Source organism: Halopenitus persicus (genome assembly GCF_900107205.1).
GTDB classification, from domain to species: domain Archaea; phylum Halobacteriota; class Halobacteria; order Halobacteriales; family Haloferacaceae; genus Halopenitus; species Halopenitus persicus.
Genome location: NZ_FNPC01000010.1, coordinates 22119 through 34720, shown reverse-complemented (window position 1 = coordinate 34720; position 12602 = coordinate 22119). Strand labels below are relative to the sequence as shown.

Below are 12602 nucleotides of genomic sequence, written 5' to 3'. Positions count from 1 at the left end.
ATGACTCGCAGCCGTCGGAGTCGAGGTCGTCGTCGGAGTCAGGGAGCGAGAGATGCGGCCGGCGCGAACTAGACGAGGGCGGCGACGGCGGCGATCACGGCGTCCTCGACCGCGTCGCGCTCGCCCGAGAGGAACTCGATCGTTCCGTCACGGACGCTCGCGGTCGTGACGTCGGCCTCCGGAGCGATCTCCGCGGCGTCGGCGGCGACCTCGCGGACGGAGAGGTCCGCGGTCGACCGGAGGTACAGCTCGTCGGTTCCGATGCCGAGCGTGATCGACTCGCCGTCCGCCTCGCGCGTCCGCCGGTGGAGCGTCTCGATCAGCAGCGCCGTCGGCGGGAAGTCGTAGCGGTGGGTGTAGGCGTCGGTGTCGAGAACGGTGAACCGGACGCCGTCGACGTTCTCGGTGTGGAGGTTCTCCCGTGCGGTGGCCAGCTCGGTCTCGAGCTTCTCGCGGAACTGCTCGGAGACGTGGGCCGCCAGGTCGCCGGCGTCGTCGAACAGCAGGTCCTCGACGAGCTCGCGTTTGTCCTCGTAGGACTGGTAGTACGCCTCGAGCGCGATCGCCTCCCGAAGCTCGGCGACGCGGTCGGCGTCGTAGCCGGCGTCGGCGGCGAGGTCGGCGTATGCCGCCGGCGCGTCCTCCCAGTAGCTCACGGCCGGGAGGTGGCGGAGGTCGTCGTGGACGTCGCCGTTGACGGTCGCGGCCAGCGAGGCCGCCAGCGCGCCCGTCGAGAGGTCGCCGTCGACGTCGGCGAGCTCCGGCGAGACGAGCGTATCGACCGACTCGCGGGTCTCGGAGTCCGCGACCGCGGCGTCGATGACGACCGACGCGGCGTCGTAGACGTCGAGCAGCCCGATCCCGTCGGCCGACTCCACGGTCGATCCGGTGCCGACGAGCACGAAGAGGGGGAGCTTCTCGTCGTGTCGGTCGCGGTCCTGTAGCATCCGGGTGACGTCCGTGGTCGCGTCGTCCATCTCGTAGACGGACCCCTCGAGCGGGCGCCGGGTGAAGTAGTGGTAGACCGCGTCGCGCTTCGCGTGTTCATCGCGGATGAGCGGCAGCGTCGCGCGCTCGATCGCCGCGCCGGCGACGTAGCCGTCGGCCGTGGCGGGGTGGCGAACCACGATCGGGCGGGACTCCAGAACGGCCCGGCGGATCGCCTCCGCGGCGTCGAGGACGTCGTCGGCCAGCGCCGTGACGGTCTCGTCCCCGACGAGCGCGTCGAGTTCGTCCGGACGGGCACGCTCGGAGAGCGCCTCGGCGAGGCGGCGTTCGACCGTCTCAGCCTCCGATCCCTCGAGAACGGCAAGCCCTTCGGTCTCGATCTGGATCTCCTCGCGGCGGCGCTCGACCTCGCCGTCGATCCGAACGACGTCGCCGAGCTCGACGCCCGGGTACGCCCGGACGCCGGCCTCGACGAAGGCGGCGACGTCGACGACGCCGGTCTCGTCGCGGACCTCGAAGACGGTCGGACCGCCGGTCTGGCGGACGCTGACGACCTCGCCCTCGATGCGGACCGGTTCCGACACCAGCTCGCCGAGCGTCTCGATCGGCACGCGGTCGTACTCCGCGGTCGGCGTGGGCTCGTCCGCGTCGGCCTCGTCGGCGGCCGCTTCTTCCGTCTCGGTCTCCCCGACGGGAGCGGTCGTCCCGGCGGCGTCGGCGGTCGCCTCGGTCTCGGCGCCCTCGTCAGCAGCCGCGCTCTCGGCGGCGCCGGCGTCCGCCGACGCGGCGGCCGCGCCGTCACCGCCGTGCGCGTTTCCCTCGTCGTCGGCTTCGGTCGACGTTTCGGCCGGTTCCTCGTCCGTCCCGTCTTCCGCCGCTTCGTCCGTCTCCTCTTCCGCCGCTTCGTCCTCGTCGGCCTGGTCGCCTTCGTTCGCCGCCTCGTCCTCGTCCGCCTCGTCCTCGGGCAGTCGCGAGGTTCCGTCCTCCTGGACGAGCGTGCCGCGGAACTCCCGCATCGACTGGCGGATCGACCAGCCGAGGTCGACGTTGCCGTTGTCGCGGACGTTCTTCACCTGGACGAAAACGGTGTCGCCGGGCTCCCACTCGAGCGACTCGAGCCGCTGGTCGAGCTCGGAGCGGTGCAACAGCCCGGTGACGCCGGGGGCGAGGTCGACGAAGACGCCGAAGTCGGCGTAGCCGTCCACGGTGCCGCGGTAGAATCGGTTCGAAACGAGTTCGTGCGGGCTGTCCCCGCGAAAGTCGAACACGACGTCCTCCTCGTGGGAGTCGCAGATGCGACCGTCCACGGAGGCGCCGCAGATGATACAGGATCCCATTTGTTGTCGTAGAAACCCTCCCGCCTAAAACGGTTGTCGAAAGCCGGTCGGCGTGTGAGGCGCAACCAATCGCCCGGAACGGCGGTTACCAGCCCGTCAGCGCCCGAAACGCGAACAGCGACCGATAGCCGAATCCGAACCCGACGATCGCCGGCGGAAGACCGGCGAGCAGAACGCGAGGCCAGGACAGGCCGTGAATGCGTCGGAACCCGATCGCGAGCAATCCGGTGGCGTAGATCGCACACGCGGCCCGGAGCGCCGGAACCGGCGGTCCGGCGACCGCGAAGGGCGCGGACGCGTACGCGACGACCTGGACGGTCTCGCTCACGCCGCCCCGGTCCGCGGTCCCGATCGACCCGGTCGACGTCCGACGCAGGCTCGCGACGATGACGGCCACCACGCCGGTGACCGCCGTCAGGTGGAGCCCGACCGGCGCGGCCAACACCGCGACGAGAACCAGCGTCACTGTTGCGGAGACCGCGGCCGAGCCGGCGATCGCCGGAATCGCGGTCGGGTCGGCGAGGAACCAGCCGGCGGTGAACGCCACCGCGACGGCAACCGCGAACGTCAGCCCCGGTGCCTGGTCGCCCGGGCTCACGCCGTTCCGGAAGAACCGCCCCGGCCGCAGGATGACCTCGATCCACGCCCGCGCCAGCCCGCGCGGACCGCGGTCGCGCCCGCCGCTCGGATTCTCGATCCACGTGGTCACGGCTCCCCGTTGGAACGGCGCGCGTAGAACGATTGCGATCGACCGCAGCAGCCGGCGATCGACGATCCGAATCGGATCAGTGCGACGTCGAGAACCCGGCGCTAGCCCTCGCGAAATCGGCGCTAGCCCTCACGGAATCGACGTTAGCCCTCAACGCCGTTGGCGGTTCCACCGGCGTCGGCCGTGCCGCCGGCGTTTTCAGCACCCGCACCGTCGGCACCGGCGCCGCCCTCGCCGCCGGGGGTCAGCTCGGAGATCGTTTCACCCAGTCCGCCCTCGCCGCCGCCGAACGACCGGATCGCGTCGTGGATGTCGCCCACGAAGTCGGGCACGGCGCCCGGCAGGTCGGCCGGCGGTCCGGCGAGCGCGATGGCGTCCGCCAGGTCGGTACTCCAGGTCGCCAGCAGCAGCGGGTCCATCTCGAACATTGCAACTCGGGGTACTGGCCGGGGGATAATGAGGGGTGGCAGTCGTGAACCCGATTTTGGCCGAATTGTGGCGATTCAACCGCTCTATCGGGGTTTTAAATCCGGATTAACCGTCCGCGACGAGGTCAGGGGGACGCTCACGTCCACCGGTCGAGGCCGGTCTGTGCGATCGACTCCTCGATGCGTTCGAATCCGCGCTCGACCTCGTCCGGATCGACCTCCCACTCCTCGGTCACGTACCGGCGGGCCGCCTCGAGGTCGGGATCGAGGGTCGTGTCGATCGCGTAGTCCTCGCGGACCGGCGGGTCGAGAAAGAGGTTCCGGATCGCCACCGCGTCGGGGATGCTCTCCCCGCGCGCCTCGAGGACGCCCCAGAGGTCGCCGTGCTCCTCGATCTCCGAGACGGCCGTCTTCGGGCCGATGCCCGCGATCCCCTCGTTGAAGTCGGTGCCGCAGAGCATCGCGACGTCGACGAGCCCCTCGCGCGTCAGCCCGAGGGTCTCGAGGGTCGCGTCCAGCTCCATCAGCTCCGGGTTCCCCTTGCTGGTGAGCTGCCGGAGCGTGGCGGGGGCGCCGAACAGCAGCGTGTCGTAGTCCTCGCTGCCCGCGTAGTCGACGTCGCCGACCGCGTTCATGTGGGCACACTGCGCCTCGCCCTCCGCCGGCGCCTCGATCACGGGCACGTCGAGGCGGTCGAGCAGGCCACGCGTCGTCTCCTGGATGACGTCGGTCAGCCGCTGGGTGCGCGCCTCCAGCCGGGCGGCCTCGACCGCGTCCCCGCGTTCCTCGGCCGCCGCGAGCCGATCCTCCGCCGCCTCCCGTTTCTCCCGGCGGTCGGCGATCTCCCGGCTTTTGAAATCGGTCACCTCGCCGTCGAAGACGAAGACCGGCACGATGTCGTGTTCGAAGAACTTCGGGAGCCCCTGAACGATCCCCACGAGGTTCGCGACCTCGGTTCCCTCGGCGGTCGTGTAGACGTCGTCACGCGTCCACTTGACCGTCGTCGTCAGGTATCGATACAGCCAGTTGTGCGCGTCCACCGCGACGACGCTCCCCTCGACGTCCGCGAACTCGACGTCGCGGATCGACGCCAGCGATCGCAGGTCGGCGTTTCCCATCGTTCGGGGTTCGTCGGCGCGACGACTTAAAAAGCCCCCTCGACCAGCGGCGGCGGATCGCTCCCCACGCGCTCGGCGAGGAACGACGTTTCCGGCTCCCCACGATCGCGCGTCCGATAGACGTCCAGCCCCGATCGATACGTCCCGGCGTCGCGGTCGGCCGGCGCGTCGACCGGCCGCTCGAGCACCAGCTCCGCGACCCCGGTCTCACGGCCGGTGAACGCGAAGCCGACCTTATAAAGCGCCTCGTACGCGAACGGGTTGTTCACCCCGATCCGGATCCGGTCGACGGCGTCGGCGTCGGAGTCACGTTCGCGAACGCGCTGCACCAGTTCAGCGATGAGTCGCGGGCCGAGTCCCTCCCCGCGTCGTGCCGTGTGCACCGACACGTATCGGATCCACAGGCTGCTCGGGTCCGTGCGGTCCGGGTTGAAGGCGACCGCGGCGACGACGTCGTCCGCGAGGGAGGCGGATTCGGCGTCGTCATTCGGCCGCGGCGCGGGGTCGGGACGCGACGGATCGGGCTCCCAATCCGGTGCGACCGTGTTCGGGCTGTCAGCCCGGATCACGGCCACGCCGGTCCCCGAGGTCGCGAACTTGCCGGCGTAGCTGAACGCCCGGTAGTCGAGCCGGAGCGTCGGGTCCTCGTCGGGCCAGCCGAGCAGTTCGAACTCCATCCTACGTTACGCTTCGCGCGCGGACCCTTGAGCGTGACCGTCACAGTTGAGCGTGACCGTCACAGACCGATGCCGAGGAAGATCGACGCTATCAGGCCCAACGCGAGGAGGAACCCCACCGAGAGGAGTACGCCGACGACGATCAGCAGCGGGCTGCCGTCGGACGAGTACGTTCCACCGACTTGCCTGCGGGAGTTCGTGATGACACGTCGAACGTGGAACGGAGCCACGATATGTGCAAGCAGTCCGAAATGAGCGGTAAAGAAGCACAGAGCCGCAATCCCCGTCTTGCCGACCAGATAGTAGGCTGCCGGCGGGTAGACGAGTGCGACCAGCGTCGTGGTGTTCTTCCCGCGTGCAGCCACCTTCCGTAGTTCATACTGTTGATACTCGTTCAGTTGCCCGGATGTTCCCGAATTCATGGCTATGTCCGCTATGCGACAACATATAAATTCAATGTTATTTATTTTATGTAATTATATATGGTTGGGATCATCGAGGAGTGGGATCGACGACACCGAGGAAGCCCCGTCAAGCCGGAAGCCGCCCGGTCCGTTCGAGACCGGCAAGCAGGGATAGGGTAACGAGGAGGCCGATCGCGGCCGTCACGAACACCGCGTCGTAGGTGTAGCCACGTTCTATCAGGGTTCCGAGAACCGCCGACCCGACCGACTGCGACAGCATCCAGACGGCGCTGAAGACGGCGTAGGCGCTTCCGCGGGTCGAATCCGGCAGCGCGGTCAGGACGTAGGCGTCCGTCGCCGGGAAGATGGCGTGGATGACGAACCCGATGACGGCGGAGACCACCGCGAGCGCGACGAGGCCGTCGACGGCGACCAGCACCAGGAGGCTCGCCGCGAAGGCGCCGCCGATGCCCAGCAGCACCGGGACCGACGGCAGGCGGTCGACCACTTCGCCGGCCACGAGGAAGGCGGGGACGCCGGCCGCGAAGACGATCGTCAGCATCGCGGACGCTGCCGCCCGCGACAGGCCGCGGGACCGCATATAGAGTTCATAGAAGTTGAACACGCCCTGCCAGACGAAGACGGCGACGCCGGCAAGCCCCAACGCGGCGAGGATGATCCGCCACTCCGAGCGCGCGCCCGCGATGAGCGATCGGTCCGCCGCCCCGGCGGCGGGCAGCTCGGTCGCGCGAGCCTGGATCGCAGTATAAACGGTCACCACGGCGGCGCCGACGGCGATCGTCCAGATCGCGTACCGCCAGTCGATCCCCACCCAGACGGCGACGAGGGGTGCCGCCGCCACGGCGGCCAGCTGGGTCGCCCCGCCGTGGATCCCGATCACGCGGCCGATCCGGCTCGGAAACAGTTCGCTCAAAAGCGGGTTCGCCGCGACGAAGTACGCCCCGGAGGCGGCCCCCATGAGGAAGGCCCCGACCATCAGCTGCGGGACGGTCACGGCCGCGCCGGTGAGCGCCGCCGACGCCGCGAGTATCCCCCCCGAGATCAGGACGAGATGATGTCGCGGGACGCGCGTGAGGAGCCACCCGGCCGGAAGCCGGAGCGATGCACTCCCGAGCCACGTGAGCGTCACGATCAGGCCCGCGGTCGCCTCGCCGATGCCGAACTCGGCGATGAAGACGTTCAAAAGCGGCGCGAAGACGACTCTCGCGAGGTTCAGAAAGAAGACGAGCCCGCACAGCGACCCCAGCAGGCGACGACGACTCACGGCGACCGTTCGAACGGCGGCGGGTCAAGCGTTCCGGATCCGGCTCGTCGGGGCTGTGGCTCCTATTTTTAAGTAGAAATTCGCAGGCACCGAGCGGCGATCTTCAATCGGCGAGGGGCGGTGCGGATTCGGCCGGCGCGGACTCCAGACGCACCGGTGAGACGCGCTGTCGATCGCCACCGTTCTCGGGAACGCCGCCGTCGCCCCCGCTGCCCGCCGAGGCGTTCTCGACCGACCCGGCCTCGTCGATCACGTATCGCTGGCCGACCATCGGGTCGAGCAGCGCGTCCACGGGCGCGTAGTCGTCCCGGAGGATCGGCGCGTCGCCGACGTCCTCCTCGGCGCGGTAGTCGTCGATCTCGGCGGACAGGTCGATCCCGATGTCGCGGCGCTCGTTGCGTTCCCGAAGGGTCTCCTCCGTCACGACCGCGGAATCCTTCGTCGCGACCATCTCGATGTTCTGGATGACGCCGCCGCCGGCGGTCGGGAACGAGTAGACGTTGGGATAGACCGCGTTCATCGTGGCGTACTCCGCGCGATAGAACCGCGAGGCCGGACCGCTGGGTGCGGAGATGACGTTCGCGAAGACCATCCCGTCCTCGCTCAGCCGGTCGTGCGACAGCTCCATGAACTCCTTGGTGGTGAGCTGGAAGGGGACCTTGTCCTTCTTGTAGGCGTCCAGGACGATCAGGTCGTAGGTCTCGTTCGTGTTTCGGAGGTATCGCCGACCGTCGTCGTTGTGGATCCGCAGCTGTTCGGACTCCTCGACGTCGAAGTAGCGCTTCGCGACGTCGATCACCTCGGGGTCGATCTCGACGACGTCGACCGTGGCGTCGTACTCCTCGACGAACCGCTTCGGGCCGGTGAATCCGCCACCGCCGATGAACAGGACGCGGTCGATGTCGTCGGGGTCGTCGGCGAAGAGGTACGGCAGGTGGAAGTATCGCGTGTAGGAGAACACGTGTCGGTCCGGGTCCGACAGGTCCATCGCGCTGTGGCGCTGGCCGTCGAGGTAGAGGGTTCGCGTGTCGCCGCTGTCGATGACCTCGAGCTGCTGGTAGGGCGTCTGCGTCTGGTAGACGACCTGTCCCTCGGGGGAGACGCCGGCCGCGCCGCTGGAGAACGCCGCCACGAGGACGACGAGGACGCCGAGGACCGTGAGGATCGAGTCCCGGGAGGGCGACGGCAACAGCAGGACTGCGGCAGTGGCGACGAGCAGCAGCCCGAAGACGAGCCCGATCGCGTCGACGCCGAGGCTCGGGATCAGGAAGTAGGTCGTTCCGAACGCGCCGACGATGCTGCCGATCGTTCCGACCGCGTAGACGTGGCCCGAGGCCCGACCGAGCCCCTCCTTCCGGGAGAGCTCCGCCCCGTAGGGACTGATGAACCCGAGCAGGTACGTCGGCGGGCCGAACAGCAGGACGACCGCGGGCAGCGACGCGACCCGGCTCGGCAGGGGGAACGCCACCGTCGACCGCAACAACAGGTCGCCGGCGAACACGAGCAGCGCGACCCAGACGGCGGTGCCCAACAGCAGCCGCGCCAGCCGTCGATCGGTCGCCTCCTCGGTCGCGAGCTTCCCCCCGCGGTGGTAGCCGGCGCTCAGCGCGGCGAGGAAGACGCCGATGATCGTGCCCCACGTGTAGATGCTGCTCCCGAACTGCGGGGCGATGATCCGGCCCGCGAGGATCTCGAGGCCCATGCTCGCGACGCCCGAGACGAACACCGCCGCCTCGGGTTTGCTCACGCGACCGTCGAGAACCGCCGCCGGGGTCGAAACCGGGGAGGGATCAGCCATTACCGTCGCTCGGGCGCGGATCGTGTTAAGGGTTGGCGACGGGGTGATCGGTCCCGGCCACGACCACGCGGTGCCGCTCCCGACCGCGACCGCACGGTTCCGATCCCCACATCCGGAACGCCTTTTTCGACGTATCGCCCAGTGGTAGGTATGACTACACGGATGGAGCGATACCGATGACCGAGGAGGGCGTTCCCACCGTCCGGCCGATCGCCGACCTCTCCCCCGACGACAGGCGCGCGTTCTTCGAGCGTGACGCCGGGATCGGGGCGATCCGCGACGACGTTCGAGACATCGTCGAGCGCGTCCGGACCGAGGGCGACGTCGCGATCCGGGAGTTCGCCGAGGCGTTCGACGACGTCTCGGTCGGCAACATCGACGCCACCGACGCAGCCGAGCGGGCACACGCCGAGCTGGAGGACGCCGACGATCCCCGGCTCGACGCGATCCAGGAGGCGGCCGCGAACGTCCGCGCCTTCCACGAGCGGCAGGTTCCTGACGACTACCGCGAGACGGTCGACGGACGCGAGCTCGGCCGCCGATTCCGGCCGATCGAGCGCGCGGGCGTGTACGTTCCCGGCGGGACCGCGGCGTACCCCTCGAGCGCGATCATGGGCGTCGTTCCCGCGACCGTCGCCGGCGTGGACCACGTCGCGGTGGCGACCCCGCCGGCGGAGGAGATCAACCCGGTCACGCTCGCGGCCATCCACGAGGCCGGCGCGGACGCGGTCTACCAGGTCGGCGGCGCGCAGGCGATCGCCGCGCTCGCGTACGGCACCGAGACGGTCACCGGCGTCCAGACGGTCGTCGGCCCCGGCAACCGCTGGGTGACGGCCGCGAAGGCCGAGGTTCGCGGCGACGTCGAGATCGACTTCCTCGCCGGCCCGAGCGAGATCCTCGTGCTCGCCGACGGGACCGCCGACCCGGAGTTCGTGGCCGCGGACCTGCTCGCCCAGGCCGAACACGACGCGAACGCCTCCGTGGTCGCAGTGACCGACGACGAGGCCACGGCGGAGGCGGTCGTCGAGGCGATCGACGACGGGATCGAGGGCCGCGAGCGCGCGGACACGATCCGCGAGGCTCTCTCGGCGGACGCCTCGGGCGTGCTCCTCGCCCGGTCGATGTCGGAGGCGGTGCTGTTCGCCGAGGAGTACGCCGCGGAGCACCTCTCGATCCAGGCCGACGACGACGAGGCGCTGCTCGACCGGATCACGAACGTCGGCTCGGCGTTCCTCGGCCCGTACTCGCCGGTCGCCGCGGGCGATTACGCCGCGGGCCCGAATCACGTGCTCCCGACCAACGGCGGCGCGAAGCGCTACGGCGGCCTCTCGACGGAGACGTTCCTCCGGTCCTCGACCGTGCAGCGGCTCGACCGCGAGGCGCTCGCGGATCTGGCGGACACGATCACGACGCTCGCCGAGGCGGAGGGGCTCGAGGCGCACGCCGAGAGCGTCCGACGGCGGCTCGAATAGGGCTTCGGCGCCCTACGTCGTTGCCGTTCCGTCCGCGTCGACCGGCGTCTCGTCGGTTTCGTCGCTCGTTTCCGTCTCGGATCCCGCGTCGCCGTCGGTGGTGAGCCGGCGTTCGGCCTCGTCGCGATCCTCGGGATAGCCGACGTCGCAGGCGAGCGCGTGGCGGTGTTGGGCCTCGCTTTTAAACCCGGGACGGACGACGTCCGCAACTCGCGCGCGATCCCGGTGATCGAGGGGCTTCGCGAGCGGGGCGCCAAGGTCGTCGGCTACGACCCGATCGCGACCGAAACTATGCGCGAGCGATTCCCCGACCTCGAATACGCCCCCGACGCAGCCACGGCGCTCGAGGGTGCCGCGGCCGCGGTCGTCGTAACCGACTGGGACGAGTTCGCGGCGCTTGACGAGGAGTTCGACGCGATGACCGATCCCGTGGTGGTCGACGGCCGCCGAATCATCGAACGGCGCGAGGGGATCACTTATGAGGGCCTGACGTGATGACCGGCAAACGGCGGGGTCGACGGTGATGAAGACGATCGTGAATCGCCGTGCGGTTCGATCACGCGCCAACTAGTCGCCGTCGACCGGCTCCCGATCCGGATCCGAGTCGGAGTTCGATCCGGACGTTCCCCCTCGGGTTCCGGACAGGTGGTCCCAGATCTCGGTACAGCCGGCGCCGACGGGCACGTCACGGAGGTGATCCGCGTCGTCGTGGGGATCGTCCGTCTCCTCCTCACGACGACGATCTTTCTCGGCCGCCGTCGCGGCCGTCTCGTCGGCGGCGGAGTCCTCGTCCGGATCGGGAGCGGTCATCGATCGACGGTCGGTGCTCCTCAGCGTTAACTGTTGTCACGGAACGTGGGACGAACGGCACGAACCGACTGCAAAGAACGACCGTCGGGAACGACCGTCGGGAACGACCGCCAGGAACGACCGTCGGGAACGACGATCCGGTCGTCGATCAGTCCGCGCGCAGCGACTCGCCGTCGAAGGCCGACCGGTCCGCGTCGACGTCGAGCTGGTCGAGGATGGTCGGGGCGACGTCGAAGAGGTTCACGTCGTCGCCGACCGTCACGTCCGCGTCGGTCGTGAACAGGCTGGCGTTGCCGAACTTGTGCATCCCGTTCCGGGGGCCCTCGCTGAAGACGTCCTTGTCGGTCCCGAAGCCGGCTTTCAAATCGAATCCGTCCGCGGGGATGACCACGAGGTCGGGTGCGATGTCGGTATGGTTGCCCGAGAAGGCCTCCTCGCCCTTCACGATCCGGTCGCAGACGGCCCGGCCGTCGGGGGCCTCCAGGGATTCGAGGTCGGCGATCAGCTCGTCACGGACGTCCTCGTAGTCGGCCTCGGCGACGCTCCCGCGGGGTTCGCGTCCCTCGAGGTTGAGGAACAGGCGACCGGGGATGAGCGAGTAGGCTCGCGCGTCGTCCGCGATGTCCTCGAGTCCGTCCGGATCGTCGGCGTCCGCCGCGTACGAGAGCCAGCCCGCCTCCTCGAGCCACCGGTTGACGTCGACCTCGAACTCCTCACGGGTGAAGCCGTGGTCGGAGGCGACCACGAGCTCGGTGTCGTCGTCGAGCCGGTCGCGGATCGCGCCGATCGCGGCGTCGAGCTCACGGTAGAACTCGAGGAACTCCGCGGCGTACTCGCCGTCGGTCGCGTAGTCGCCGAACAGGAAGTGGTTGACCCGGTCGGGGGTCATGAAGACCCCGAAGAAGAGGTCCCAGTCGTCCGCCTCGACGTAGTGTTCGAAGACCTTCCGTCGGCCCTCGAGCGTTTCGTGGGCGTTCTCGATGAAGGCGGTCTTGTCGTCGTCGTGGCCGAGCTTCGCGTCGGCGTCGATCGCGTAGTCGTACCGCTCGAGCGTTTGACGGACCTCGTCGTCGCTGGCGGCCTTCTCGATCGACGGCGAGAGGAAGCCCGAGACCTGCCGCTGGATCCGGCTCGAGGGCGGGAACGTCACGGGCACGTTCAGGACGGTCGCGTCACGGCCGTCCTCGGTCACCAGATCCCACAGCCGGGTCGCCTCGACGTGGCTCCCCATCGGGACGTACGTGTCGTAGGAGTCTCGTTCGCGGTCCTGGAAGCCGTACACGCCGGTCTTTCCGGGATTCTGGCCGGTTGTCAGGCTCGGCCAGCAGGCGCTCGACTCCGGCGGGACGATGCTCTCGATCTGCCCCGACGCGCCCTCCTCGGCGATGGCGTGGAGGTTCTCGAAGACGTCCGGGTGATCGTCGATCAACTCGTAGGGCACCCCGTCGATCCCGAGGAAGACGACGCGATCGTCGGAGCCGCCGCGGAGCTTGTCGAACAGACCCATATCCGACAGGGGTTGCTCGTCGGGGTTAGCCCTTCGGATACGCGACGAATACTGCTGGAAGATGGGACGCACCGCGGCCGACGCCGACCACGACCCCGGCAATCGTTCG

General features: G+C 69.2%; 11 protein-coding genes and 1 pseudogene. 2 read left to right on the top strand and 10 right to left on the bottom strand.

Annotation, left to right across the window (positions count from 1 at the left end; all coding sequences use genetic code 11):
• Positions 1 to 68 precede the first annotated feature (68 nt).
• The 8 genes from BLV25_RS13890 to BLV25_RS13855 all read right to left on the bottom strand — a co-directional run bounded on the left by BLV25_RS13890 (position 69) and on the right by BLV25_RS13855 (position 8704).
• Positions 69 to 2285, bottom strand: coding sequence for a DHH family phosphoesterase (locus BLV25_RS13890; protein WP_092734400.1), 2217 nt, complete (start codon positions 2283 to 2285; stop codon positions 69 to 71).
• Between the two features lie 85 nt (positions 2286 to 2370).
• Positions 2371 to 2994, bottom strand: a complete 624-nt coding sequence (locus BLV25_RS13885) for a YIP1 family protein (RefSeq protein ID WP_092734397.1) — start codon at positions 2992 to 2994, stop codon at positions 2371 to 2373.
• 143 nt (positions 2995 to 3137) lie between these two features.
• Positions 3138 to 3422 (bottom strand): hypothetical protein, encoded by a 285-nt coding sequence (locus tag BLV25_RS13880; protein ID WP_021074034.1) that lies wholly within the window; start codon positions 3420 to 3422, stop codon positions 3138 to 3140.
• Positions 3423 to 3559: 137 nt separating this feature from the next.
• A complete protein-coding gene (fen, locus tag BLV25_RS13875; RefSeq protein ID WP_092734394.1) occupies positions 3560 to 4540 on the bottom strand; it encodes a flap endonuclease-1 in 981 nt (326 codons plus the stop codon).
• 26 nt (positions 4541 to 4566) lie between these two features.
• Positions 4567 to 5217: a GNAT family N-acetyltransferase gene (locus BLV25_RS13870; RefSeq protein WP_092734391.1), complete on the bottom strand. Its 651-nt coding sequence runs from the start codon at positions 5215 to 5217 to the stop codon at positions 4567 to 4569.
• 59 nt (positions 5218 to 5276) lie between these two features.
• Positions 5277 to 5639 carry a hypothetical protein gene (locus tag BLV25_RS13865; protein WP_092734388.1) on the bottom strand — a complete coding sequence of 121 codons (363 nt, stop codon included), beginning with the start codon at positions 5637 to 5639 and terminating at the stop codon, positions 5277 to 5279.
• 109 nt (positions 5640 to 5748) lie between these two features.
• Positions 5749 to 6906: an MFS transporter gene (locus BLV25_RS13860; protein ID WP_092734385.1), complete on the bottom strand. Its 1158-nt coding sequence runs from the start codon at positions 6904 to 6906 to the stop codon at positions 5749 to 5751.
• A gap of 103 nt (positions 6907 to 7009) precedes the next feature.
• Complete coding sequence (locus BLV25_RS13855) at positions 7010 to 8704, bottom strand: spermidine synthase (RefSeq protein WP_092734382.1); 1695 nt, start codon at positions 8702 to 8704, stop codon at positions 7010 to 7012.
• A 176-nt stretch (positions 8705 to 8880) separates the two neighbouring features.
• Between BLV25_RS13855 and hisD the strand changes: the two genes are divergently transcribed.
• Both hisD and BLV25_RS13845 read left to right on the top strand, forming a co-directional pair.
• Positions 8881 to 10176: a histidinol dehydrogenase gene (hisD, locus tag BLV25_RS13850; protein WP_092734379.1), complete on the top strand. Its 1296-nt coding sequence runs from the start codon at positions 8881 to 8883 to the stop codon at positions 10174 to 10176.
• A gap of 141 nt (positions 10177 to 10317) precedes the next feature.
• Positions 10318 to 10671 (top strand): annotated as a pseudogene (locus BLV25_RS13845) (UDP binding domain-containing protein); the annotation flags it as partial.
• Positions 10672 to 10743: 72 nt separating this feature from the next.
• Here the strand turns inward: BLV25_RS13845 and BLV25_RS13840 are convergent.
• Both BLV25_RS13840 and BLV25_RS13835 read right to left on the bottom strand, forming a co-directional pair.
• Positions 10744 to 10986 (bottom strand): hypothetical protein, encoded by a 243-nt coding sequence (locus BLV25_RS13840; RefSeq protein ID WP_021074044.1) that lies wholly within the window; start codon positions 10984 to 10986, stop codon positions 10744 to 10746.
• A 148-nt stretch (positions 10987 to 11134) separates the two neighbouring features.
• Positions 11135 to 12493, bottom strand: coding sequence for an alkaline phosphatase family protein (locus BLV25_RS13835; protein ID WP_092734376.1), 1359 nt, complete (start codon positions 12491 to 12493; stop codon positions 11135 to 11137).
• Between the last annotated feature and the right edge of the window lie 109 nt (positions 12494 to 12602).